The following is a 25,399-nucleotide window of genomic DNA, read 5'->3' on the forward strand; positions in this document are numbered from 1 at the left end:
CCAATCCCTGAACTCAAACCAAGCGATATATAAAATACGCCCCAAGTCCCACGACAACCCAGAACACTATCCCAAACACGATCGCAAATAATCCGTCCAGGTCGGCATGTTTTCCAGCGAATAGTCGATGGATCAGATATCCCGGACCTTTGATCAGAAACTCCATCACGAAATAGAGCACGCCTTGCGCAATGACGCCCAGCAGTCTAAGGAGAAGGACAAGTATATCTTCCATCGAAATACCACATAGATTTGAGGAGTAAGAAGGCTACGCTATTTCCCGATACATCACATCCGTGCGCAGCACATATTTAACGCCGCTTTCGACCGTTGTCCCTTGATGCATCATGGCGTGGGGAAACACTACCACGGAGCCTCTTTCGGGTTTGATTTTGTCCCAGCGGAAGGCGATTTCTCCGCCTTCGTAATCTTCGTTCAGAAAGATCAGGAATGACAGCAGACTCGCTTCTTTTTCGCTGCGGGCGTATGAGCCGTCGCGATGCCATTTGAAGTACTGGCCGGGTTCATAGCGGTAGAAACGTAAGCGTTCATTTAAGCCGACCAGTTCCCAGCCGTCCAACTCCTGCGGCAGCATGGCTTCAATTCGATTGAAGATATTATTCGCCATGACGGCGTCATCAAAAATCACGCGATCATTATTGCGGATATCTTTGTACATCTGCGATCCACGTGCGGTTTGAATCTCCGCTTCGTCGTATCCCATTGCTTCACTGTCGGAAATATAGGCGTCGCACTCATGCGCCGTTAGAAACCCTTGAATGGCGAAAACACCTGCGCCGTATTCGATTTTTTTCATGTCGCCAACTCACTCCTATGACTACGCGGCGAATACCCAATTGGGCGGTAGGAGTCTGTATTATCCTGTGGCGAACATGGAAAACCATACGCATAAGCCGCCCTAAACGGGCGGCGATGGGATGAGAAATGTGAAGAGAGATCAGTCTGCCGAAGTTTCCGTTTTCGCCTGTAGGTCGGCGGCCATCTCAACGTCTCTGGCCAGCACTTCGCTGAAACTGCGGCGACTGGTGACGCGTTTGATATAGGCGTCGATCACCTCCGTGCGCGCAACCAAACCAAACTGAGTACACCAATGAAAAGCCATTCCCCACAATACGTCCGCCGCGGAGAACTTTTCGCCCAGAATGTAGGGGCCGCTGGCGATGCGCTCCACGATGCCGCTTAGCATGAGGTCATAATCCGCATAAGGGCTGGTATCCCGCGGCGCGGGCTCTCTTTGCATGGCCTTGTCCACCACCGCCGGCTCAAAACAACTGGCGTAATACACCATCCAACGCAGATAAGGTCCGCGCAAAGGATCATTCAACGCTGGAGCCAGGCCCGCTTGTGGAAACAAGTCAGCAAGATAAAGAAAGATCGCCACCTGCTCCGTGATCAACGCATCGCCATGCTGCAGTGCAGGGACTTTGCCCAAGGGATTCACCTGCAAATACTCATCCCGGCGGTTTTCGCCATTACGGATGTTGATCAGTTTCACTTCATAAGCTGCTTCCAGTTCCTCCAACAAAACCATGGAGCCAGTGGAGCGGGATTGGGGGCAGTGAAACAACACAATTTTCGAATCAGAAGCCATGACGCATATCCTTTTGGTTGGGAAATAAACTCAGTGGCATAATACGACTCCATACCTGTCAGTTTTTGTCAGGTTTAAAATAAAAAATTTGCAGCAGGTTTTTATGCGAGCCAGCCGTCTCCTGACCATCCTCATGACCCTCCAGGCCCGCGGCCAAACCACCGCGCCTATGCTGGCGAAAGAGTGCGGCGTGTCTCTGCGCACGGTTTATCGCGACATAGAAACTCTGAGCGCACTGGGCATCCCGGTTTATAGCGAGCGTGGCGCAGAAGGCGGATACCGGCTTCTTGACGGCTACCGCACCCGGCTCAACGGACTGTCCTCACAGGAAGCGGAAGCCCTGTTCCTGACCGGTTTAGCCGGCCCCGCCAACGATATGGGTCTGGGCGCCGCCGTCTCCGCCGCACAGACGAAACTGTTGGCGGCCCTGCCCCAGGAACTGCGTTCCGGCGCGGAACGCATGCAATCCCGGTTTCATCTGGACGCCCCCGCCTGGTTCTCAGAAGCGGAACACCCGGATCATTTACGGGACATTACACAAGCCGTCTGGGAACAGCGCACAATCGAGATGCGCTATCAAAGCTGGAAAGGCGAGAAGCAGCGACGCGCCGAGCCGTGGGGCGTGGTATTGAAAAGCGGCTCCTGGTATCTGGTGGCGCAAGTTGATGGCGATCTCCGCACCTATCGCATCTCCCGTATTTTGGAGCTGACCGTCTCGGAAACCCGCTTTGAACGTCCGTCGGATTTCGGCCTGGCGGAATACTGGCGAGCCAATACTCTCCGTCTGGAGGAAGAGTTACACACCTATGTCGCCGAAGTGCGCCTGACCGAAAAAGGCGTCTGGATGATGGACGCGCTCAATTCGCCGTATGTGCGCGCCGCCACCATCATTGATCCAACCCCGGACGCTCAGGGTTGGCGCAAAGCCACACTGCCCGTCGGGACTCTGCGTCAGGCCTGCGTGGAGCTATTGCGGTTCGGCGCTGAGCTGGAAGTGCTGGGACCACCGGAATTACGGGAAAAGATGGCGAGTATCGCGGAAGAAATGGCGCAGTTGTATGCGCAATCAAAGTAGAACGTAATTCAGAGTAACCGCTCCTCACCCTGACTTTAAAGGGAAGTGGACTCCATCGAGTAGGAGGGGGAGTTACCTCCCCCGTCCTCTCACACCACCGGGCATACGGTTCCGTACCACGGCGGTTCATGATTGGCGCTGAAGCCGGTTCATCGTATCCAGCAAGCTTACCAGAGACAGGCGGTCGAACATCCTCTTGGGAAGCGCCGCGTTCATATGGGACGCGCCACTATTCCACCAAGGTCCCCGACCATTGCTTGCGCTACTCCAAGCCCTCTGCTCGGACAGTCCTAGTCGCATTAGATTACGGGCTCGGGTGTAAGTCCGTTTCCACTGTCGCCAGAGCAACAGGCGCAACCGCCGTCGCACCCAGCCATCGAGTCCTTCCACTGGGCGCTTCGAGGTCGTCAGGCGATAGTAGTTCGCCCAGCCCCGGAGTGCCGGATTCAGTCGCGCAATGGTGGTCTGCAGCGGTCGCCCTCGTGATTGTCTGAGCAACTGACGCAGTTTGGCCTGGTAGCGCTTCAGGCTCTTCGGCGCGATCCTCAGCCGTACCTGCTTGCGCCAGCTCACGCTGTAACCCAGATAGCTCCGGCGCCATGGTCGATCCACAGCACTTTTCTCCGCGTTCACTTTCAGGCGAAGGTGCATTTTCAGGTAATGGGTAATGCTAGTCATGACCCGGTGACCGGCCCGCTCGCTTCGGACGTAGATATTGCAGTCGTCCGCGTAGCGGCAGAACCGGTGGCCCCGGCGCTCCAGCTCCCGGTCCAGTTCGGTCAGGAGCACATTAGAGAGCAGAGGTGACAGGGGGCCGCCTTGCGGCGCGCCTTCCCGCCTTGGGCTGACCAGCCCACCGTCCAGCATACCGGCTTGCAGGTATCGGCGGATCAGGGTGAGCATCCGTCGGTCGGCGATGCGGCGGGCCAGCAGGCCCATCAGCACATCGTGGTTGACCCGGTCAAAGAACTGCTCCAGATCCAGATCGACCACCCAGCGGTGACCGTCGTTGATGTGCCGTTGCATCGCCCTAACCGCCTGATGGGCGCTTCGCCCGGGGCGGAACCCGTAACTGTGGTCCGAGAAGATCGGCTCCAGCATCGGGCTCAGCACTTGGTGCAGGGCTTGTTGGATCAGGCGATCCTGTACCGTTGGGATGCCCAGTATCCGTTCTCCGCCTTGCGGTTTGGGGATACTGACCCGGCGTACTGGTTGAGGATGGTAGTCTCCGGCCAACAGCCGCTCTCGCAGCGTTGGCCAATGCTGTTGCAGGTGGCCTTTCAGGGCCGCCACCGGCATCTGATCGACACCGGCGGCGCCCTTGTTGGACATCACCCGCTGATACGCATGCATCAGGTTCGGGCGCTCAAGCACCTGTTCCATCAGCGTATTCGGCTCCGCGTTCGTCCACGAGTGAGCCCCCGTGTCTGCCTCAACACGGGCTTCAGTCTCTGCCGGATACCGTCCGACGTCTCCCTGAATACCCTGACCCATCCGGATCGCTTCTGTCTTCATAAGCACATCACGAGAACTCACCGCCTACTGGCGGTCAACCATGTTCAGTCCTTCAGTACGCGGTAACGCACCTACTATGACCTCGGCTGAGTTCTGGCGCTCCATCCCCACCCCTCACGAGGTGAGTAGCACAACGGCAGAGAACCAGACTTCCCAGGGTAAGACGCGTGACCTTCACACTTATGCCCGCCGCATCTACGTCCACACCTTCCGTGCAAGTACGGGCTTTGACGGTATTTGCCGCCTTACCCAGTGTGGCCGCCTCGTATGCGATTCCTGTTCGTCAGGCCAGTGCTTTGCCTACGGCTTCCTTCAGATTCCACCTCACGATGGACACCCTTGCCGTTCGGCTAGTGGTTCCCCTTGCCGGGCCCACAGGGGACTTGCACCCCCAAGTCATCCGGCCAGCACCACCTGAACCGGAACAGCGCCCGTCAAGGCACTACGCGCCATGCCTGGCGCACAAAAAAAAAGCTGCTCCCCGATGGTCAGCAGCTTTCAATCAGAACCGATCAAGTCGATGCGGAATCAGGAATCTGGATTGGCTTTCCAATACTCAACAATCCGCTCGTTCGCACTAAAGCTATCGCCAAGCTTGTATTCGATCTTGGTTCCTTCAGTAAGACCATCAAACTTCAAACTGGGGTCCAGTTTCACCATTTTGACGTCTGAGTCTTTGTTAAAGGTGGACCAAGCCCTGACTAATCCCAAGCTATGAGAGCCTTTATCAAACTTGTATACATATCCGCTGTACACCATGCCGCCCTCATTCGGAGCCGCAAAGCTAAACGCGGAGATAACCAACAATGAGGCGAGTGCGCCCATCTTTACAACTTTATTTAACACAGCCTTCCCCTCCTGCTGACGAGTACGCTTTACATTCCCAAAATATATACCTTCCACACGGGCATCTCTAGGTGTTATTTGTAGCGAAAGTGACCACAAGATCCCAATTACCAATAAAATTACAAAATTACACCATTTCGTTGCAATCGGGCATAAGTCCGAGATCACATAGATGACTCGACTAGTTGGCGTTTTCGTAATGCGGGAAGCACCCATCATACCTTATCAAAACAACCAAAATCTCATCAAAAATAGGCTTTATTAGGGATACTCCCCTCCCTCTTCCACATGCACAATTTCCTGACGGTTTTAACCAGTTTTTCATATTGCTGTGAAAAATTAGGGCCGCGTTCATACCCCGTTTACTGAACAGGATGAAATGGGGACGCCTCATTGAACAATAATTAAAAAAGGACTCTTTAAAATCATGCATAAACTCTCTTTTCTGGCTGGCGGGTTGCTCGCCGCCTCACTCAGTCTGACCGCTAACGCTGAATATTGCCCTGACTATGACAGCGTGCTGCATGCTCCAGGTCTGCAGAAGCCGGCGCAGAAGTCGTTTCACCATTGGGGTAACCGTCTGCTTGCTTCTTTGAATAAGCCGTTCCATATGGTCCACGACCAGATCGTCAAAGCCGGCGACTCCGCCACCATGGTGGGGAAGTTCGACTACTCCGCCCTGTTCCACAAAGACCTGGAAGATGAAGACATACATGTCTACGTCTACGGAACCGGTATGTCCGGTTGGGAGTATCTGGGAGAACATCGCACCAATAGCGACGGCAAGATTTATGTCAACATCAACAAGCCGGAGGGCGACTACGTGGTGCGCATGGTGGTGGAAGGCGATCACACGGAAGCGTCTGGTTACCTGACCGTGGTGCAGCCCGGCCGTAAAACAGTCTTGTTTGATATCGACGGCACTCTCACCCTGAATGACTTCGAAGCCATTGGCGACTACCTGGGCACGGACACTGCGGAAATGCACAACTACGCGGCCGAAGTGGTGTGGGACTACGTGGAGAAGGGCTATCAGGTGGTGTATCTCACCGGCCGCCAGTACTGGATGGCGAAAACCACCCGCAACTGGTTCAACACCAAAGGCCTGTTCCAATGGCACCTGCGCACGGACAGCAACGCGGAAAACCCCGCCAGCCCACAGACTCAAGCGTATAAGACCGCCTATATTCGTCACCTGCTGAACGACGTGCAATTGGATATCGTACGCGCCTACGGCAACGCCGCCACCGATATCGCGGCCTACGCCGACGCCGGTTTGTCAAAGTCCGAGACTTACATCATCGGGCCGGAAGCCGGTAAGGAAGGGACACAGACGGTTGACGGCGATTACGCCTATCATTACTCCACTGTAGTGACGGAAACCCCCGCCGCAGGCTGCGAATGGCGATAGCCAGGACGCCATAAGCCGTGGTAGACAGGGAAGCCTTCGCTTCCCTGTTTTCATCTCACCCCAGCGGGAACGGAAACCTCTCTCCTGCAAACACTGAGAGAATCAGGACTTATCCAGTTCCCGTAAAAACGTTTCCATAAAAACGTCCACTACCGCCGGGTGCTTGCCGGTAATCAAATGGCCGTCCACGAAGGTGTCCACGGCCTGATTATTCTCCACCTGCAAAACTCCTCCTGCGTTGCGCACGTCGGCGGCGATATTGTGGGCGGCGGTGACTTTACGCCCCTGCAGCAACGACGGGTCCGCGGTGAACAGCCAGAGCGAGTGGCAAATGGCGCCGATTTTAATGCGATCGGTAGCGATGACTTGACGCAAAAACGCCAGCGCCGGGGCGCGGGAGACGCCATCGTCGCTTAACTCGGTTTCATAGCGCAGACGATCCATGGCGTAGCCGCCGATGAGAATGACGCCAGCGTATTGCGACAGATCCACCTGGGTGATATCGGTCTTCACCACCACTTGGCGTTGATGGTCATTGCCGTTGAAGGTCAGTTCAGGCTGGCCCCACAAATAGGACATGAACACCACTTCATAACCGTGGACGGGGAAATATTGCTGAAACGCCACCAACTCGGTTTCATCGAAATGCTCCTCCACCAACACGCCGATTTTGCCTTTGTACTCACCCGTCACCGGCGGCGTCTGCACCGTGATTTGCGGGATTTCTACAGAGGAAGCGGAAGAGAAAAGCGAGGCGAACAGCGTCAGCGCCGCCAGCAGTAAGGTCGTCGATCTTAAATACATGGGTTAATTCCTTTACATCCAATCTGGTTGCGGACGCCCCGCACATCAGGGCGTCCGAATAGGCAATCAGGCAGGGGTCAGTCTGACTTTGACGTTCATTTCCTGACGCTCGCGAGGCAGCGTCACCGTCAGGTTCGCCGGGTCGAAATCCTGATAAAGCTCGCCGTTCACCCACACTTTGTCGATCTTCACGCTGCCCTTGGGCAGGATGTCCGGCTCCACTCGCAACAAATTACCGGTAAAGCCGTTCGCCTGCGGCTTGAAGTAAAGATCCATAGGCTGCTTCAGAATCAGCAGCTTGTTGTACACCGCTGACAGATAGGCCAATTCAAAGGCGTGATACCCCGCCATGGAATGGCTGCCTTTGCTGCGCTCCATGCCTTCCACATAAGGTTGGCCGCCAGCCAGCACATTGAAATAGACGCCGCCGTCCGTGCGGTCCAGGAACCATGCGTTGTAGAAAGCGGAAGATTCCCGCGCCAACTGTAGATAATCAGGGTTGCCGGTCACGCCCGCCAGAATCTGATAAGCCAGAATGCCCTGCTCCTGTTGCCACCAGGCTTTGCGATCATGGAAAGCGAAACGATGCTGGCTTTGACCGTCGCCGAGCTTGCGCTCCACCACGTCGTACCATCCACCGCGCTGCAAATCCGCGCCGTACTTGGGCATGGCGTCGCCCAGGGTTTGCGCCAGCTCGGAATAGGACGCCTTCGGACGCAGGTTGTTCATGCGCATCAAATTCCAGGCGATTTTCAGGTCATGGCCTATCACTGCCCGGTCCTGCTGCCACTTGTAACCGGCATCCACAGACCAGTCCGCGAAGAAGCGTTCGTTGACGAAGGGACTCTCACCGTTACTCGGGAAGCGGGCGGCGATGGTGTCGAAGGTATCCTCAAGAAAATCCGCGTATTCCACCTTACCCGTGGCCAGCCACAGGTTGATCAGATACGCCGGCGCGTGATCGCCCACCGAGTTCCAGTTCTTCTTGCTGCGGTTATCGCCCAAAGACTCCGCATGAGGGCTGAACGTCACCGGATCGATATGGGAGAAGTAGCCGCCCTGGGCGCTCTTGTCGCGATAGCGGTTTTCAAATAAAGACAGGGTTTTCTCCACATCCTGCAGAATGGCGCTGTCGCCAGTAATGCGATAGGTCTGCACCAGTCCCGCCAGGTCATAGATCTGCTCGTAACAGGGGATGGCGTTGTAATCGTCGGAGAAACGCGAGCCCGCGAAGGCCTCAACGCCGTTTTTGCCATTGACGTCCAAGGCGTGCAGCCAATAGAACTGCTCGCCCTCGTTTACCTGAAAGTTGGCGCGCAGATAGGCCGAGCCCTTGCTCGCCGCCTCCCAGTAACGATCCTCTCCCGTCATCATATAGGCGGTGGCGAAGCCGTATATCAGGCGGGATAAAGTAGCGGCTTCCTGAATGCCGTCCCCCAGCTTATCCCCTTCCAGAGACAGGTTGGTGCGATAAAGTGTGTAATCGATCGGACCGTCGCCGAACTCCGCCTGTAGATAGAAGTCCGCCAACTCACTGATTTGACGGCTCCACCAGTCGCTTTGCTCAAAGACGTATTGGTTATCCTGACTTGTGGGAAAAACCAGATGGGTCGCCTCCAGCGCGTATTGGCCGTCATGGGGATAGAACACGCCATAGGCGTAAACATAGCGCCCCTGGGTCAGCATGACGTCCAACTTATCGGTGGCGTTCTTGAACTCTTCACCCAGATTACGCACGAATTCCGCATACGCGTTGTCGCCGATTTTGACGGACAGCTCGTGGCCATTGCGGGTTTTCATGGCGAAGGTCTTATGAGCGCGGTCATATCCGGTCACGTAACCGGCGACCAGATCGGAAAAGGTGAATCCAGTACGTTCCGCCATAAACGCAGACGGGGCTGCTGCCTTTGCAGCCTGCGGCTCATTCGCCGCCGCGACCGGACTGGAAATGGAGACTAATGTAGAGAGTGAAGCAGTAACAACGCAGGCCAGTATCTTCTTCTTAAACATATTATTCTTTCGTTTTCTTTTCGTTTAACGTCAACAACTCATGTGCTATAAACAAAAATTCCTATCGCTCCATCTCCCTGGAAGCGCCTGAAAACTGCCTGTTTTCGCCGGAATAACCGGCTTTATCCCCCTGTCTGCGCACCCGCGCAGGCGCTTGTCTGAAGATATGAATTGCTTACAACGCAGAAATAAGTCTGTGAGGACAACGCGCTTCGCCACCGACCGGCGTAACGCGTCGCTATTGTTCTTCCGGGCTTGCGCCCAGGCGTCAGAGCCGAAGTCCGTTACGCGGATTTATTCTGATAGGCTCCCGCGCTGTAGTGCAGCTCGTAGGAGTGCGAATAAATTTCCACGATGTTGCCGAACGGGTCTTCCATGTAGACCATTCGGTATGGCTTTTCACCCGGAAAATATTCCCGGATCGGCATTCTTTGCTTGCCGCCCAGTTCGACAATGCGCTGAGCCAGCCCTTCCACATCCGGGTCCTGTACGCAGAAATGGAACACGCCGGTCTGGTAGGGGTTGAACTCGTGCCGGGGCGTTTTGTTTTGCGGGAATTCGAACAGCTCTACGCCAATGCTGTCGCTGGTGGACAGGTGGGCGATTTTGAAGGAGCCCCAGCCTTCGCCGAATACGTCGATGCACATGGCGCCAATAGCGGTGTCCTTCTCTTCCTTCACCTCAGTGACGTCCATGATGACGTACCAGCCCAGCGCTTTTTGGTAGAAGTCCAGGGCTCTGGCGATGTCGGGAACGGATATCCCGATGTGGGAAAAGGCTCTTGGATATCTTTTTTCCATCTGTTGACCTCAATGTTTTGTTGCTCGCGCCAGCAGGCGCATTTCACATAGAAATGAGAAGCAGAAAAACAAGTCGGCCGAACTTTTTCTCTTTGCAATATCACAGAGCGACTGCGATTCGGGAGCATCATAGGGAGGGCTAAGTGGCTGATCAAGTAGGCACTTTTTGGTAAGCACCCCCACTTTTGCGCGCGTTTTACTCTCTTGAACAGGCAGGATAGCCGTTAAGACCGCGTGCTTACTGGTGTGAACGACGGCAGGGGGAGCTACTCATCTTCCGCTGATTTTTTCAGGTCGAATTGCGCGATGGCCCATCCATGCATCTGTTCCAGAATGGGAAAAATGCTATGCCCGCGCTCCGTCAATTCGTACTCCACTTTGGGGGGAACTTCCGGGAAAACCGTCTTCACGATGAGCCCGTCACGCTCCATTTCCTTGAGCTGTTGCGTCAGCATTTTCTGACTCACTCCCGGCACGACCCGCTCCAGCTCCTTAAACCGCATTTTGTCCAAATGCAGATGCCACAGTATCAAGCACTTCCATTTGCCGCCCACCGCCGCAAAAGCGACCTCCACCGGGCAACGATAGGGTTTGTCATTCCAGGTATACATGCGTCCCTCAACGAGCTTTCTCGGTAACCAAAATCCGAATGGTAATACAGGGTTGGCGCGATCACATCCTCCCAAAGAAACCTTTTTCATTCGCTTTCTCCTCCCCCTTGACCTATGTGTTACTCCCAGGTTTTACACTAAGCTTAAAATCATCGACGCAGACAATGGGAGATGCCGGAACATGAGGGGTTTGCAACTGAAAGTCAGCGAGATGGCGAAACGCAGCGGCGTGACCGCGGACACCGTGCGTTTTTACACCAAACAGGGGCTGTTGCAGCCGACTCGCGATCCGGACAACGGCTACCAGCTGTATGACCGGGACGACCTGCAGAAGCTGATCTTCGCCAAAAAGGCCCGGCAATTGGGATTCAGCGTAAAAGAAATCAATCAGATCATGGCGCAGGCGGAGGATCATCATTCTCCCTGCCCCATGGTGCGGCGCCTGTTTGAAGAGAAATTCGCCGAAGTGGAACGCCAAATCGCCGAACTCACTCAGCTCAAAACCCGCATGCAGGAAGCCATGAGCGCCTGGGAGCACATGCCTGACGGCGACCCCAACGGCCATACCATCTGCCGTCTGATCGAACATTGGGAACAGGAAACCGACGCGCAACGCTAGCGCCAGTGGAGGCTGATATGAATCAGGCATTATCGGAACAAGGCGCGCTCATCGCGATCCAAGGCGCCGGCTGCCAAAGTTGCGTAAAAAAAATCAAACACGCACTGGCGCCCTTGACCGACGCGGACAAAGTCACCGTGGATTTGCAAGCGCAAACCATCGCCATCGACGCCGCCGTGGATATTCCCGCCGCGCTGGAGGCGATTCGCCAGTTGGGTTATCCGGCGGAGCTCAAAGAAGACGAACAGAACCAGGAAACCGCCGCCGACGCGCATTGCGCAACTCGCGCCGCCGAGCCAGAAAGCACGCCTGCGCAAGCAGACGCCTCTTCCCACCCCATGCGTCAGGCCGACATCATCCAGCTCAATATCACCGGCGCCAAATGCGCGGCCTGCGTCAGTAAAATCGAACAGGCGTTGCAGAGCGTTCCCGGCGTCGCCAGCGCAACCATGAATTTCGCCGACCGCACCGCCGCAGTGGAAGGCGATGCAGATACGAACGCGTTGATTCAGGCGGTGGAACAGGCGGGATACGGCGCCGCCCTGGCGACGAATGACGCCGCCGACCAGGAAACCAAGGAGAAAGCGGAACAGGCCTACTACAAACAGTTGCTGCGAAATATGTGGCTGGCCCTGGGCCTGGGCGTCCCCTTGATGGCCTGGGGTTTATTGGGCGGGGAAATGATGGTGCGGCCAGGACTCAGCCAGTTCGCCTGGTTGGCGGTCGGCCTGATCACCTTGGGAGTGATGGCGAAGTCCGGCGGCCACTTCTACACCGGCGCCTGGAAAGCCTTCAAGAATCATTCGGCCAATATGGACACCCTGATCGCCACCGGCACCGGCGCCGCCTGGCTATACTCCATAGCGGTCGCGGCCCTGCCCCAGGTTGTGCCGGAAATGGCGCGCCACGTTTACTTCGAAGCCTCCGCCATGATCATTGGATTGATCAATCTGGGTCTGGCGCTGGAAGTGCGCGCCCGCGGCAAAACTTCCCAGGCCATCAAACGCCTGCTGAATCTGCAACCCAAAACCGCCCGCATCATTCGCGACGGCGACGAGAAAGACATTCCCATTGAGAACGTCCGTAAAGGCGACCTCCTGCGTGTGCGTCCCGGCGAAAAAATCGCCGTGGACGGCGAAGTGCGCGACGGAAAGAGCCTGGTGGACGAGTCCATGCTGACCGGGGAACCCATTCCTGTGGAGAAAAAACAGGGGGATAAGGTAGCCGCCGGCGCACTCAACAAAACCGGCTCCATGACCTATATCGCGGTAAAAGTCGGCAAGGACACGGCGCTGGCGCACATCATCGCCATGGTGAAGAAAGCTCAGAACGCCAAGCCGCCGCTGGGCCGTCTGGCGGACAAGATTTCCGCCGTGTTCGTACCGGTGGTGTTGATTATCGCCGTCATCGCCGCCCTTGCCTGGTATAACTTCGGTCCCGATCCCCGGATCGCGCATATGCTGGTGGCGGCGACCACCGTGCTGATCATCGCCTGCCCCTGCGCGTTAGGACTGGCGACGCCCATGTCGGTGATGGTCGGGGTCGGCAAGGCGGCGGAAGCCGGCGTGCTGATCCGCAACGGCGGGGCGCTGCAACAGGCGGGCGAGCTGGCCACGCTGGTGCTGGATAAAACCGGCACCATTACCGAAGGCAAACCTTCCGTACTGGAGATTCGCGCCATCGACGGGCGCGATCAAAAGGAACTATTGCGCCTCGCCGCCAGTCTGGAGAAAGCCTCCGAGCACCCATTGGGCATAGCGATTGTGGAATCCGCCCGCGAGCAGTCCCTGGCCTTGAGCGATCCCGCCGACTTCCGTAGCGAATCCGGTCAGGGCGTGACCGGCGTTATCGACGGCGTCACCGTGTTGCTCGGCAATCGCCGCTGGATGGAGACCCATCACATTGACGCCGGCCCGCTTACTGAAGTAGCGGATAAACTGGCGCAACAGGCCGCCACGCCGCTGTTTATGGCGACGGATGGCGCGCTGGCGGGGGTCATCGCGGTGGCGGACAAGATCAAACCTGACTCCCGCGACGCTATCGCCCGTCTGCGCGACCGCGGTTTACGCATCATCATGCTGACCGGCGACGTGAAACACTCCGCCGAGGCTATCGCCAGGCAGGTGGGCGTGGATGAAGTCATCGCCGAAGTGCTGCCGGAAGACAAAGCGCGCGTGATTCGCGACCTGCGCCAGAAAGCTGGACAGGGCGAGCTGGTGGGCATGGTGGGTGACGGCGTCAATGACGCTCCGGCGCTGGCCGAAGCGGACGTGGGCTTCGCTATTGGAACCGGTACGGACGTGGCCATTGAAAGCGCCGACATCACCCTGATGCGCGGCTCTCTGCATGGCCTCGCCGACGCCATCGAGGTTTCCCGCGCCACCGTGCGTAATATCAAACAGAACCTGTTCGGCGCTTTTGTCTATAACGCGTTGGGGATTCCCATCGCCGCAGGACTGCTGTACCCCCTGTTCGGCGTGTTGATGAGCCCGGTGCTGGCCGGCGCCGCCATGTCCCTGTCGTCGGTCACCGTCGTCAGCAACGCCAATCGCCTGCGCCTGTTCAAAAGCAGCGCCGCCGATGCGCAACGCCAACAAGAGGAGAAAGCGGCATGACTATTCTGGTGAATCTGCTCGGCCTCGGCGCCATGGCTTTTGTGATTTACTGGTTCTGGCTGTGGCGGCCGCAAAACGCCGCGCGCAGCGCTGGCGGCGCCATCGAAATCACGGTGTCGGACGGCGTGTACAGTCCCAGCCACATAGAAATTCCCGCCGGGGAAAGCGCCACGCTGCGCTTCCTGCGCAAAGACCCCAGCCCCTGCGCCGCCATGGTGATTTTCGATGGGCTGAATATCAGCGAGGAATTGCCGGTCGGACAGGCGAAAGACATTCGCATCCAGGCGCAGGAAAAAGGCGTCTATAAATTTAATTGTCAGATGAACATGTACCAGGGATCGCTGAAAGTTGTCTGATCGCCAGCGATAAATAGCATGAGCCACAAGGAGCCCATCATGATCTCAAACATAACCACCTTGCCGCGCCGCCTCAGCGGCGTCCTGCTGGCGCTGAGCGCTGGATTCGCCGGCGCGCAGCAGGCTACAGCGGAAGAAATGACGGTATATAAGTCGCCTACCTGCGGGTGCTGCAAGGTATGGGTCGACCACGTCAAAGCCGCCGGGTTCGACGTCACTGTGCATGAAACCCGTGACGTGTCGCCAGTGAAACAGCAGGCGGGGCTGGCGCCGCAGCTCGCTTCCTGCCACACCGCATTCGTCAATGGGTATCTGATCGAAGGCCATGTGCCGGCGGCGGATATTCAGCGCTTATTGCAGGAAAAGCCGGACGCTCTGGGACTCAGCGTCCCGGGCATGCCCGCCGGGGAAAATGTGCCAGGCATGGAAGTCCCCGGCGTCAGAGCGAAATTTGATGTGTTGTTGGTAAGCAAGGACGGCGGCGCAGCGCCTTACAGTCACTACGAATAAGCCGCGTCACTCGCCGATGGGGTGATAATACAGCCGCACGGTGTCGCTGCGGCTGGCGATGATGCGCCCGCCGTCGAAAGGCTGCGCCGGCGTGGACATGCGTTCCCGCAACAGCGACAGATCAAACTCGCAGGACTGCAACTCGCCGTTGCGCATCTCCGCTTCGGGGGAGCCGAAGGTCAGCGCATCCACCACTGCGCCGACCAGACGCGCGCTCATATCTGCGAGAAAGCCGCTTTCAGCGCCGTCCTGAGAGGCGATAATGTCGCCTACTTTGATTTCCGCATAGCCTTCCGCCGCGCCGGCGCCGTCTTCCCGTCCCAGTACTTCGGAGCGGGTGTAATACTGCCGCCGGCCGTTGCTATAGTCGCAGCGGCCGCGCACGGTGTAACGGATCTGATCATTTTCGCCCAGCGGCGCCCACTGCAACGCAATGCGGTCGCTGCGTGAGGCGTATTCCATCTGCGCAGCGGGAGAAGCCAAATGAATGGCGGGAGGGAATTCGATAGAAGTGGTCAGGCCCACCAACTCGCCGGGGCGTGCGCTGACATCAGGCAGACCGGAAGTGAACCAGCTTTTGTCCTGCGCCGCGGCTACATCGTATTCCACGCTGAAATACACCGTATCGTACTCGGACGCCACTTCCAGAAGCCCCTGGTAGTCGCCGCTGAGGTTTTCCAGCGCATTCAGACGCACCTTGTCGATGGCGCTTTCGGCGAAAATCACATCGCCGCCCACCAAGGGTTGCCGTACGCTATCCTTAAAAATCACCGCGCCCACCTGCGCCTGCGCGCCGGAAGCCGGTAAGTTCGCCTGCACCAGCGCCGCAATTCCTTTTTCCGGAATCTTCGGCGGCTGCGCGGTTGATTCATCCCCTCCGCAACCATACATCATAGATATGGCCGCGACGATGACAGCTCCGCGTAGTATCCCTGAACTCATAGCCTTGCCTGTTGTTAGCGGAGAATCCATCAGTTAATGATGGTATGAATTCCGTCAGGAGCAAGTCGAGAGGCGCCCGACGGCTGAAAACGTCACATCATATCATGGGAGTATTCATGCTGAAAAAGTTACAGGCGATCTTTCAGGAACTGGCCGCTGACGCGCGCATGCCGATCAAGCAACCCGCGCTGGAGCAGGTCACCGCGGCCCTGTTGATTCAGTTGGCCAGAGTCGATCAGCAGGTGGATAACACAGAGCTGCAAGTGGTGGAGAAATACGTGCGCCAGGCCTTCAACGTGGACGGCGCCGAGTTGACCGAGCTGATGGAGGACGCCGCCAAAGAGGCGGAGAGCGCCACCTCCCTGTATGAGTTCACGTCGCATATTAACGAGGTCTGCTCGCCCCAGGATAAATACCGCATCATCCTGAACCTGTGGCGCGTCGCCTTCGCCGACGGACAAGTAGACCGGTACGAGGAGCATTTCATCCGGCGCGCGGCGGAGTTGATCTATGTGCCTCATGCGGAGTTCATTCGCGCTAAACTGGAAGCGCAAGAGCAAACCTGAACCGCACGGGAGGGGAAAATATGACCCAGCCTAAATTGACGGTTTACTACGACGGAGCCTGCCCCCGTTGCGTCCGCGACCGTCGCAATTACGAAAAGCTGGCGGGCGACCGCGCCGCCGAGGTGCGCTGGCTGGATATCACCGGCCGCGATGACGAGCTGCGCCGCGAGGGCATTGATCCTCACGCCGCCTTGACGGAATTACACGTACGCGATGAAAACGGCGATATTCATCGGGAACTGAACGCCTATATCCTGCTCATGCGCCGCACCCTGCTGCTGCGTCCCCTGGCCTGGCTGTTGAGCCTGCCCGGCTTGAAAGGCTGGCTGTCCCGCTGGTATCGCCGCAGCGTCATGCAACGCTTGCAGAAAAGCGGACGCGTTTAGTTGACGGCGCTGGAAATCAGGCGGACTCCTGCGGCCAGATAATACGCTGATACAGCGCCAGCAACTTGCGTCCTTTTTGCGGATTGATCCCCGCCACGTAAGCGATTTTCCCTCTCAGATGCGCCGCCCAATCCCCATGCCCCTGGCGATTTTGCCCGTCGGGACCAAAGCGCAGGCAATTGTGCAGCACCGCTTTCAGTTCATCGTAGTCTTTGCGAGAAATATTGGCCTTGGCGTTCACCACCACGCCGCCTACCTGCTGACGCGCGCCCTGCCCGATCACCGCGCTTTTGCGTGTATTCAGAACGAACCCCTCTTCCAGGGCGATAGCGCCGACCAGCGCCTGCAGGCGCTCAATCGCGCCGGGGCTCATCAACGCACCGGAAAGAACGAAGTCGTCGGCGTATCGACTGTAACGCCGCCCCATACTGTCAGCCAGCGCGCTCAGTCGCCGGTCCAGATGGGCGGCGACGAGGTTGGCCAGCGCGGGAGACGTGGGCGCGCCCTGGGGCAAATGCGCGCGACGGAACAGTTCCTCGCCGCGTTCAAGATGGCGCGCCGCAGGAGAACGGAGTATCTCGTTGGGCGTGACCTGCGTGCACAGCCTGCTAAGCAGGCGCGTTACTTCGTGGCCGTATCCAAGCCGTCGCAACACGCGATAAACCTGCGGGTAACCAACTGAAGGGAAAAAGTCCTTGAGATCAAACTTGAGCAACAACGCCTGCCCGACATGCACGCGGGCGTGAGTCAGGCTGGACCGCTGCGCGCGAAAACCGTGAACAGCCTCATGCAGGGGTAGCGGAGCGAGAATCTCCTGATAGATACGTCGCTGTATGCCCTTCAGCCAGACCTTGGGCGCTTCCAGCAATCTGGCGCCGCCTCGGGGTTTATCCAGCCAGCGATAGGTGTAATGCCCTAACGCAGAAGCTGCCTTGCGCGGCGCGCCACGGGCCTGCGTCAGCCAGTCCAGATCTTCCGGGGTCAGTCGCAGCCAGTGCATCAGGTCGCCGGCGCAGCGCAGGGCCGGTAAGCCATATTGCGACGCCAGGCTGTCCGGTGGAAGCGCCCGGGGCGGCGGCAAGAATATATGTCGCACCTGAACCGGGCGGGCAGACACGGCGAGGCCTTGCTGAAAGCCGCGGTCGGCGAGAATCGCTTCGCTCAGCGCATAGGCGGAGGCGCCTTCCCAGCCTTGCTGGAATCGCCTCCACATACGACGCGTCAACGAGGCCAACCAGGTCGGTTGTTCTCCCAACGTCACAACGGCGCGTTGTTGCATTTCCCGCACTGTCGGCGCGCCGGATTGGTAGGCGTCGGCGAGACGGGCGGCCAGCCAGCGGTCATATCTCATCGCCAATATCCCTGGAGAATGTCAGAGGCAGAAAAATAGAAAGGGGACGACGCTCCAACCCTCCTCCCGTGGTCGATACCGTTCTACGCCTTGGCGTAGGGCGGTATGGACGGCGATATGCGTAGTCAACATGTAACCCCGGGGTAGCCCCGGAGCAACGGACCTGGCCCGGTCGCGCCGGTTCCGGATCACGTTCGCTTGAAGCGTCGTCGCAGTGCAAGGTAGAGGACAACAAACGCCCTTGTCAACGCCGGAAGCGCGAGACCAGGGGTCAGCGCACCCGCGGCGAGTCCTCGTAGCCTTGATACCAGAGTTCTTCGCGCTGCAGAGGGGTTGTTTCAGGCAGGATAGGGTTGGTCAGCATGTATACTTCACGGTGCGCCAGCTTGGCTTTGTTGAGCAGTTCGCCGTGATAGTAGAAAAACATATCGTCAAAAGAGCCATCGGCCAGGGCGCGCAACAGCCCTTCTTCGATCAGCGCCTCCAGTTCCTTGTTATCGGGGGCGACGAAGTAGTAGAAGGCGGTGGGATAGCGCAGTAACTTGGTTTGCTCGATAGCAAGCCCCATGTCCCGGTGATTCTCCAGCTCCGCCCAGATTTCCACGATGGAGCGGGGAAACAGATCCACGCGCCTGCGCGCCAGCATATCGAAGATGGTTTCATAGTTGGGCGTGCCCAGCACTTTATAGCCGTTCATCTGCAGGATTTTCGCATCCGGCCAGTCATGTCCCTGCACCATCAGAAACTGCTTCATTTCCTGCGCCGTCATGGGACGGCTGAGGCGTTCGACATCGCTTTCATTGATCAAAAAGATGCGCCAGCCGATCAGGCCTTTGTAGATGGGAATGCGCACCGGCAGCAATTCCTTTTCACGCTCATCCGAGGTCATGCTCCAGACCACGTCCAGATTGGCGCCGGAACGCAATAATTGCAGAGCGCGTCCCTGATTCATCAACTGATCGGTGGGAACCAGACGGTAGTCGACTTTCATTTTCTGAAATGCGAGTTCAAGCAGCTTCAGCGGATACTCGGTCCGCTTATCCACATCCGCCTCAGGTCGCGGATACCGCACCACTATGGTTTCCGCTGCCGCCGCGAGCGTCATCAACAGTAACGCGGACGCCACCGCCCAACGTATTGTACGCACAAACTTTTCCCCATCCGGCTAGTCTACAAATCCCCACAGTTAAGCATAGACAAAAGAGGAAGGCATCACACGCAGACGTCAGGTTCTCCAACGGGTTCGCATTCCTGACGATATAACCAAATGGCGGCGCCCAATACCCCGGTCAGCACCAGCATGGAGCCTAGCACCACGCCGTCCCAGCCCATGGCGCTCCAGAAGGGATGCAGGTAAAAACCGCCGCTGCTGGCGCCGAGGTAATAAAACACCAGATAGAGGGAGGAGGCGCTGGCTTTGGCGCCGCGGGCGCTGCGATTGACCAGACTGCTGGCGGAGGAATGCGCCAGGAAAAAACCGAAGCTGTTGATCAACAGTCCCACAATAATCGTCGGCAGCGTTTGCGCCAACGTCAGCAGGGTTCCGCTCATCAGGATGGCCACGCCCAAGGCGATGCACAGGGGCTGGGGAACTTTTAACACGATCTTACCGGACAGGGACGATCCCACCGTACCGGCCAGATAAGTGAGAAACAGCAGTCCCAGATACTGAGCGGACAGGTTAAACGGAGCGTCCTCCAGCACGAAGATAATGTAGCTGTACTGGTTGATAAAGATGAAGAAGTTCAGACCGCCGATCAGGTAACAGGTGAGCAATATCGGATTGCGCAAGTGCCCGCCGAGATCCGCCAGCATCTGCCGGGGACACAACGGCTTGCGGGTGAAGCCGCGGGAATTGGGCAACATCAGAGCGAACACGATCAGACACAGAACACTGACGATAGTCATCGCTACAAAGGCGGATCGCCAGGAGAACGCTTCACCAACAAAGCCTCCAATCAAACGTCCGCCGATGCCGCCCAGGCTGTTGCCGCCGATATACAAACCCACGGCGAACAGCAACGCCTTGGGGGAAAACTCATCGCCCATGTAGGCGATAGCCACCGCCGGTAAGCCACCGAGGAAAAACCCCTGCGCGGCGCGCAGCGCCACCAGTGCGGAATAAGACTCCACCTGCGTCAGCAGCAGCGTACACACCGTGGCGCCGACCAGAGAAATGAGCATGATGGACTTGCGACCCACCGCGTCGGAAAGCGGCCCGTAAATAAGCAGGGACAGGCCCAGCATCAGCGTGGTGATGGTGAAGCTGCCGTTTGCTTCCAACACGGTCAGGTCGAAGGCGTCGGCGATCATCGGCAGCAGAGGTTGGGTGATGTAGACGTTGGCGAATGTCATGAAAGAACCGATACACAGCGCCAACGTCGCCAACCAGAATTGTCTGCCGCCGGATTCGATCATACTACTGCTCCTCAACCGCCTTTATTATTAATCAGACAGGTCAGGCCCTGTCTCCCGCAGCTAGCCGCCGCGCAGGCGCATCCATGCGCCTGATTAGTAACAGGCCACTATCATTGCCATGTTAATAATATGAAGCTGGATGCAGGGTCACTATAGAGCTACAGTTATCATCAATAAAATATATGCTGCTTATACAGTTAATAACGATTGCTTATGGATATTAAAAGCCTGCGCTACTTTTACGAGGTCGCCCGCCTCGGCAGTTTCACCCGCGCCGCCGAATCTCTCGGCGTCGCGCAGCCGGCGGTCAGCATGGCGCTGCGTAAGCTGGAGACGGAGCTGACGTTAACGCTATTGCACCGTAACGACCGCCGCATCTCCCTCACCGACGAAGGCGCCATTCTGTATCGCCATGCGGAGAAGATTCTGAGGGCCGCGGACGACGCCGCGCTGGAGATGAGCGAGCTGAAGGGGCTGACTCGCGGCGAGGTGCGCGTGGGGGTGCCCAGCATGTTGGGCTCGTTTTACTTCCCACCCATCCTGATGGCCTTTCGCCATCGTTATCCCACGTTGAATCTATCGGTGATCGAAGGCGGCACCTGGCGTTTACAGCAAATGCTGGAGCAAGGGGAGCTGGATCTAGGGGTTATCGTGGCGGAATTCGTGCCGGAGGAGTTGGAGGCGCGCCCTTTTCTACGGGAGCAAATGCTGGTGACCGTGTCCCAGGAGCATCCCTTCGCCAAGCAAGAAAGCGTCACGCCAGAGCAGTTTTTCCGGGAAGAGCTGGTGATGTTCAAGGAGGGCTACTTTCACCGCAAAGTGGTCGACAGACTCGCCAAAGCCGCCGGCGTCACCCCCAACATCGGCTTCGAAACCAACCTGCTGCCATTGATCAAATCCATCATCAAACAAGGCTTCGGCATCTCCACCCTGCTGGGAATGGTAGTGGAGGAAAACGAAAGCCTCGTCACCATCCCCTTCGATCCCCCCATCTGGCTCGACCTCAGCATCGCCTGGCGCCGCAACGGCTACCTCTCCCGCGCCAACCAAGCTTTTGTGGCGTTTTTGTTGGAGCATAGTGGGTGTTGAGTAGAGATGTCTATGCAGTCATTAACTTCTCAAATAAAGCCCCGCACACCTTCTGACTGGGTGTGGGGTCGGTACTGTTGTTACTCTTTACGTAGCTCCACCATGGACATGATGCGGCGGGCGTCTTCAGCCATGCGCTCCCGTCTTAATTCCTTGATATCACCATGTTCAAAGAGCATCCAGAAAGATACAGTAAGGTAAAAATTTTCACTTACTGGATACGCCCAATAATATGTGTAACGGTATCCCGCACGACCTTCTGGACCTATCTGATAAGACAGCCATGAAGCGTCATTAATATTTTCGATATCATAGCTTTCAGGCAGGGTTACTAGGTAGTGATCTGGCACTTCCCCTTTCGTGAAGGCATCGTCTTTAAACTTTTGCCTAGCTTTCCAGTTTATTCCGCCCTCTGACTCATAGTAACGAGAAAAGTCATTTTCTAAGTAGCTTTTCAGACTTTCTAAATTTCCTGTCTTTAATGTCGTATGAGGTTCAGCACGATTAACGTCTATGTTTAACGCCAAACTACATAAACGTCCAAAATTTCCTTGAAGAATAAACCCACGGTACTCCCATGACTCGCATTGAACCTGAATATATGACCTATTGAACGCCTGCTTGTACGATGTTTGGTCAAAAAGTTCTGGCTGGAGATTTACCATTAAAGGAAAGTTCGGTCTTCTAACACCTTTCAGACCAAGATTTCCTGGCAACTTGTATCCAAGTACATAGTCGCCTATTCGGCACTCTTTTTCAGAAAGATGAGAATAATCAGGCCCCTTCCCTGTCAGTGCAGGGGCTAACAAATTTTTTAGCATCCACTTAACCTGCTCTGCTCTTTGATAACTCGAGCCGCCGCTCTATCGCGACCGCACAACTGTAATTATGGCGATCGCCTATGCAGTCATTAACTTTCCAGAAGAAGAGCAAATCAATAATAAAGCCCCGCACACCTTCTGATTGGGTGTGGGGTCGGTACTGTTGTTACTCTTTACGTAGCTCAACCATGGACATGATGCGCTTGGCGTCTTCGTACATTTCCTGAACTTTTAGCTCTCTATTTCCAATTTCTGTTGTCATCCAAAAACTGAAAGTTAGGTAGAAACTATCTGTCATCGGGTAAACCCAATAAAAAGTATGCCTAGGTCCAGGAATTCCTTCGCCTCTAATTTGGTAATGGAGCCACTCCAAACCATTAATAGGCGCCCTTTCATAGATTTCAGGTAAACGGACCAAAACTAGTGTATCAGGGGGAACGTAGCCTTTGGCTCTCATTTCGTCAGGGTGATCAAACTCATATCTTGCTTCCCAGTTAGCTCCCTGTTCGCCATCAATATTGCGTTCCGTTTCGTAATAGTTCCAAAGGTCCTTTTTCAGATACAGTTCCAAGCTGTCAAGATCACCTTTACGAAACTCTGTATGGCGCTCTGCATGATTAACATCAATATGTAAGCTCATCTTGCTCAGCAGCCCTGAATCTCCCTGCAAAAAACGCCCTTTGTATGCCCACTTCTCAAACTCCATTTGCACAAAAGTACGGTTATACAACTTCTTCGGGCCATACGAATCAAATAGATCCGCGTTTAAGTTAACCCTAGCCGGGACTGGAGCGTCAGGCATACCAATATGAATAGTATTTCCCGGCAGCTTATACCGTAATTGGTATTCACCAACTCCGCACTCCTTTGCGCTCAGCTCTGAAAAGTTCGGCCCTTTACCAGTAAAAAGCGGCCGAACTAATTGTTTGATCATAATAAGGCGAGTTCCTCAATAGGAGACACGTATGGCTGAATGTAGTGCTGAAATTGGTTATAGATAGAATCGCCTGATATCGCAAGAGCAATCTCTCCAGCGCTAATCAGGCATTTGCGACATGTTCGGAGTGAATCACCCTTTACACAGTTCTACCATTGACATGATTTGCTTAGCGTCTTCAAGCATTCGCTGATATCTCTGTTCATTACGACCTAATTCAGTCGTCGTCCGAAAGCTAAACGTAAGGTAATAATTATTGGTCAATGGATAGGCCCAATAATATGTAATATTGGTGCCAGCAATCCCCTCTCCATCAATGCTGTAGTGTAACCACTCAACATCATTGATCCGTTCCTTAACGTAGATTTCTGGTAGCAGTACTAACACCAATCTCCTGACAGGGATGTAACCCTTAGCTCTTACCTCGTCAGGGTTATCAAAATCATATCGCTTCTGCCAGTTGCTTCCCGGCACTCCATCGATATTTTTTTCTGCTTCGTAGTAATCCCAATAGTCCTCTCTCAGATAAGTCTCCAGACTTTCGAGATCACTTCCACCAAGAGGTGAATTGGGATTTATTCGGTTAACGTCGATATGCAAGCTCATCTTGCTTAGCAGCCCAGAATCTCCCTGTAAAAAAAGCCCTCTGTAAGCCCACCACTCGAACTCCATTTGAACGAAAGTACGGTTATATAGCTTCTTTGGGTCATACGAATCAAATAGATCTGCGTTTAAATTAACCCTAGATGGAACTGGAGCGTCAGGCATACCAATATCAATAGTATTCCCCGGCAGCTTGTACCGTAATAGATAGTCACCAATTCCGCACTCCTTTACGTTCAGCTCTGAAAAGTTCGGCCCTTTACCAGTAAAAAGCGGCCTCACGATTTGTTTAATCATAACAAGTCGAGTTCCTTCATGGTTAGCTTCGCCAGCCTTTCCGCCTTCTTATGATAACCATTCATCTGTAGATGACGGATAGCAGACTCTCTGCCAAGGTAAGGTAGCGTATGCGGACTAACTTCAACAGGACGGTCATCACCTGTTACGAGTTTCCTGCTACGTATGCCACGAATAAATGAACCGAGAGACAGATCGTTAAAACCTAAGAGGTTGGGCACAAAATCATCTGGGTGGTCTCGTCTGATTTCGTCGATGATCATCCCTGCTTTTGTAAAGGCGTTTTCTGCTCGCGTCTTATAGTTTCCGCCAGCATGAATGGAAACGCGCTGCCCTTCCAACCTTACTCCACGCATGTTCACCAGCTCTACTGCTCGGGTCATGATAATCCCACCCTGACTATGGGCTGTCCATTTACGCTTCGCGCCTTTTTGCTGACTTTCTATCAACATAATTGCCAGGAATTCCGCAAGCTTAGAGGTTGAGACCCTGTCTTGAATGCACTCAAAAATGTCCATTTTTCCGCGGGTAGGGTTGTAAACGAGTGTATAGGCTTTTGCATTATCGTCCCAATATGCTGTGTCCATATGTACACCCATCAGCCATCTTGCTTTGTTTAGATCGTTTGACATTCCGTTGATTGCAACATGTTCGGTATTTATAGACGCTACCGGCATAGGGTCTCCCCACGCACTCTCCAATTTTTGCGCATCCTCCCTAGTGGAACCTTCATGCCATCGAACACCCGATGCTCGCTTGACTTCAAACAGTCCCATTTGCTGTTTATTCACTGGTGTAAGAAGGTCTGTCGCCTCTAGCTCAACGGTCATCCGATTAATAATTATCATTTCAGGATTCACGCTATACATGAAGCTAATTCCTCCCTGACACTTTTTCTGCCTCATGAACATAGGGTCTTTCCTGAAACCCTTACTAAACCGCCCATACCCCCCTTCGCTGGCTAGCTTTAGCACCTCATTATAAACCTTTGTTTTTTCGTAAAGGTTCAAACCACGCATGAAGGTGTCGGCCTCTTTGGTGATCATCAATTTCTTACCTGTGGCCTTTTTCTTTAAATTCCATGACGGCAATGGATTTTCAAGATCAAGTAATTGGTGCTGGGCGGGGATATTGCTTTCTTGCATGGTACTTTCCTGAGCTGGCTGTAAAAGCAATAATCCTAGCAATATACACACCTTTGCCTA

26 protein-coding genes are annotated in these 25,399 nt (G+C 55.4%); 9 read left to right on the plus strand and 17 right to left on the minus strand.

Translation table 11 applies throughout. The features are described from left to right. Positions 1-13: 13 nt before the first annotated feature. From HCH_RS30325 to HCH_RS30335, 3 genes are all read right to left on the minus strand, one after another. Positions 14-235, minus strand: coding sequence for a hypothetical protein (locus tag HCH_RS30325; protein ID WP_011400401.1), 222 nt, complete (start codon positions 233-235; stop codon positions 14-16). A 33-nt stretch (positions 236-268) separates the two neighbouring features. After that, positions 269-817 (minus strand): 2OG-Fe(II) oxygenase, encoded by a 549-nt coding sequence (locus HCH_RS30330; protein WP_011400402.1) that lies wholly within the window; start codon positions 815-817, stop codon positions 269-271. 141 nt (positions 818-958) lie between these two features. Further along, positions 959-1,612: a glutathione S-transferase family protein gene (locus HCH_RS30335; protein WP_011400403.1), complete on the minus strand. Its 654-nt coding sequence runs from the start codon at positions 1,610-1,612 to the stop codon at positions 959-961. Positions 1,613-1,715: 103 nt separating this feature from the next. Between HCH_RS30335 and HCH_RS30340 the strand changes: the two genes are divergently transcribed. Next, complete coding sequence (locus HCH_RS30340; protein ID WP_011400404.1) at positions 1,716-2,687, plus strand: helix-turn-helix transcriptional regulator; 972 nt, start codon at positions 1,716-1,718, stop codon at positions 2,685-2,687. Between the two features lie 126 nt (positions 2,688-2,813). On the opposite strand, the gene ltrA is transcribed toward HCH_RS30340, so the two are convergent. Both ltrA and HCH_RS30350 read right to left on the minus strand, forming a co-directional pair. Beyond that, complete coding sequence (gene ltrA / locus HCH_RS30345; RefSeq protein WP_011395787.1) at positions 2,814-4,202, minus strand: group II intron reverse transcriptase/maturase; 1,389 nt, start codon at positions 4,200-4,202, stop codon at positions 2,814-2,816. Positions 4,203-4,730: 528 nt separating this feature from the next. Continuing rightward, a complete protein-coding gene (locus HCH_RS30350) occupies positions 4,731-5,048 on the minus strand; it encodes a hypothetical protein (protein ID WP_011400405.1) in 318 nt (105 codons plus the stop codon). Between the two features lie 427 nt (positions 5,049-5,475). On the opposite strand from HCH_RS30350, the gene HCH_RS30355 reads away from it, so the two are divergent. After that, positions 5,476-6,459, plus strand: a complete 984-nt coding sequence (locus HCH_RS30355; protein WP_011400406.1) for a lipin/Ned1/Smp2 family protein — start codon at positions 5,476-5,478, stop codon at positions 6,457-6,459. 102 nt (positions 6,460-6,561) lie between these two features. On the opposite strand, the gene HCH_RS30360 is transcribed toward HCH_RS30355, so the two are convergent. The 4 genes from HCH_RS30360 to HCH_RS30375 form a co-directional block, all read right to left on the minus strand. Next, positions 6,562-7,263, minus strand: coding sequence for a DJ-1/PfpI family protein (locus HCH_RS30360; RefSeq protein ID WP_011400407.1), 702 nt, complete (start codon positions 7,261-7,263; stop codon positions 6,562-6,564). Positions 7,264-7,329: 66 nt separating this feature from the next. Further along, a complete protein-coding gene (locus tag HCH_RS30365) occupies positions 7,330-9,273 on the minus strand; it encodes an AGE family epimerase/isomerase (RefSeq protein WP_011400408.1) in 1,944 nt (647 codons plus the stop codon). A gap of 284 nt (positions 9,274-9,557) precedes the next feature. Next, on the minus strand, positions 9,558-10,073 hold the full coding sequence (locus HCH_RS30370) for a lactoylglutathione lyase family protein (protein WP_011400409.1): 516 nt from the start codon (positions 10,071-10,073) through the stop codon (positions 9,558-9,560). A 266-nt stretch (positions 10,074-10,339) separates the two neighbouring features. Continuing rightward, positions 10,340-10,774: a winged helix-turn-helix transcriptional regulator gene (locus tag HCH_RS30375; RefSeq protein ID WP_011400410.1), complete on the minus strand. Its 435-nt coding sequence runs from the start codon at positions 10,772-10,774 to the stop codon at positions 10,340-10,342. 91 nt (positions 10,775-10,865) lie between these two features. Here HCH_RS30375 and HCH_RS30380 point away from each other — a divergent pair, with 91 nt between their 5' ends. The 4 genes from HCH_RS30380 to HCH_RS30395 are packed head-to-tail and all read left to right on the plus strand — an operon-like array spanning position 10,866 to position 14,784. Further along, a complete protein-coding gene (locus HCH_RS30380; RefSeq protein ID WP_011400411.1) occupies positions 10,866-11,303 on the plus strand; it encodes a MerR family transcriptional regulator in 438 nt (145 codons plus the stop codon). 17 nt (positions 11,304-11,320) lie between these two features. Continuing rightward, positions 11,321-13,918 carry a heavy metal translocating P-type ATPase gene (locus HCH_RS30385; RefSeq protein WP_011400412.1) on the plus strand — a complete coding sequence of 866 codons (2,598 nt, stop codon included), beginning with the start codon at positions 11,321-11,323 and terminating at the stop codon, positions 13,916-13,918. After that, positions 13,915-14,274 (plus strand): cupredoxin domain-containing protein, encoded by a 360-nt coding sequence (locus HCH_RS30390; RefSeq protein WP_011400413.1) that lies wholly within the window; start codon positions 13,915-13,917, stop codon positions 14,272-14,274. Before HCH_RS30385 ends, HCH_RS30390 begins: the two co-directional genes overlap by 4 nt. 39 nt (positions 14,275-14,313) lie before the next feature. Further along, a complete protein-coding gene (locus HCH_RS30395) occupies positions 14,314-14,784 on the plus strand; it encodes a DUF411 domain-containing protein (protein WP_011400414.1) in 471 nt (156 codons plus the stop codon). A 6-nt stretch (positions 14,785-14,790) separates the two neighbouring features. On the opposite strand, the gene HCH_RS30400 is transcribed toward HCH_RS30395, so the two are convergent. After that, the gene (locus HCH_RS30400) at positions 14,791-15,726 is read right to left on the minus strand and encodes a hypothetical protein (RefSeq protein ID WP_148212694.1); all 936 of its coding nucleotides are present in this window, start codon (positions 15,724-15,726) and stop codon (positions 14,791-14,793) included. A 116-nt stretch (positions 15,727-15,842) separates the two neighbouring features. Between HCH_RS30400 and HCH_RS30405 the strand changes: the two genes are divergently transcribed. Both HCH_RS30405 and HCH_RS30410 read left to right on the plus strand, forming a co-directional pair. After that, the gene (locus tag HCH_RS30405; protein WP_011400416.1) at positions 15,843-16,292 is read left to right on the plus strand and encodes a TerB family tellurite resistance protein; all 450 of its coding nucleotides are present in this window, start codon (positions 15,843-15,845) and stop codon (positions 16,290-16,292) included. A 20-nt stretch (positions 16,293-16,312) separates the two neighbouring features. Further along, a complete protein-coding gene (locus tag HCH_RS30410; RefSeq protein WP_011400417.1) occupies positions 16,313-16,678 on the plus strand; it encodes a thiol-disulfide oxidoreductase DCC family protein in 366 nt (121 codons plus the stop codon). A gap of 16 nt (positions 16,679-16,694) precedes the next feature. On the opposite strand, the gene HCH_RS30415 is transcribed toward HCH_RS30410, so the two are convergent. The 3 genes from HCH_RS30415 to HCH_RS30425 form a co-directional block, all read right to left on the minus strand. Further along, positions 16,695-18,029 carry a reverse transcriptase family protein gene (locus HCH_RS30415; protein ID WP_011400418.1) on the minus strand — a complete coding sequence of 445 codons (1,335 nt, stop codon included), beginning with the start codon at positions 18,027-18,029 and terminating at the stop codon, positions 16,695-16,697. Positions 18,030-18,300: 271 nt separating this feature from the next. Next, the gene (locus tag HCH_RS30420; protein WP_011400419.1) at positions 18,301-19,176 is read right to left on the minus strand and encodes a substrate-binding periplasmic protein; all 876 of its coding nucleotides are present in this window, start codon (positions 19,174-19,176) and stop codon (positions 18,301-18,303) included. A gap of 65 nt (positions 19,177-19,241) precedes the next feature. Next, positions 19,242-20,447, minus strand: coding sequence for an MFS transporter (locus HCH_RS30425; RefSeq protein ID WP_011400420.1), 1,206 nt, complete (start codon positions 20,445-20,447; stop codon positions 19,242-19,244). A 213-nt stretch (positions 20,448-20,660) separates the two neighbouring features. Between HCH_RS30425 and HCH_RS30430 the strand changes: the two genes are divergently transcribed. Next, the gene (locus tag HCH_RS30430; RefSeq protein ID WP_011400421.1) at positions 20,661-21,536 is read left to right on the plus strand and encodes a LysR family transcriptional regulator; all 876 of its coding nucleotides are present in this window, start codon (positions 20,661-20,663) and stop codon (positions 21,534-21,536) included. A gap of 80 nt (positions 21,537-21,616) precedes the next feature. Here the strand turns inward: HCH_RS30430 and HCH_RS30435 are convergent, their stop codons facing one another. The 4 genes from HCH_RS30435 to HCH_RS30450 all read right to left on the minus strand — a co-directional run bounded on the left by HCH_RS30435 (position 21,617) and on the right by HCH_RS30450 (position 25,339). Then, positions 21,617-22,357, minus strand: coding sequence for a hypothetical protein (locus HCH_RS30435; RefSeq protein ID WP_011400422.1), 741 nt, complete (start codon positions 22,355-22,357; stop codon positions 21,617-21,619). Between the two features lie 166 nt (positions 22,358-22,523). Next, entirely contained in the window at positions 22,524-23,291 is a 768-nt protein-coding gene (locus HCH_RS30440; RefSeq protein ID WP_011400423.1) for a hypothetical protein, read from the minus strand. 135 nt (positions 23,292-23,426) lie between these two features. Further along, a complete protein-coding gene (locus HCH_RS30445) occupies positions 23,427-24,194 on the minus strand; it encodes a hypothetical protein (RefSeq protein WP_011400424.1) in 768 nt (255 codons plus the stop codon). Continuing rightward, complete coding sequence (locus tag HCH_RS30450; protein ID WP_011400425.1) at positions 24,191-25,339, minus strand: hypothetical protein; 1,149 nt, start codon at positions 25,337-25,339, stop codon at positions 24,191-24,193. The genes HCH_RS30445 and HCH_RS30450 overlap by 4 nt, the downstream gene beginning before the upstream one ends. Positions 25,340-25,399 lie beyond the last annotated feature (60 nt).

It is taken from the genome of Hahella chejuensis KCTC 2396, assembly GCF_000012985.1.
Taxonomy (GTDB): Bacteria; Pseudomonadota; Gammaproteobacteria; order Pseudomonadales; family Oleiphilaceae; genus Hahella; species Hahella chejuensis.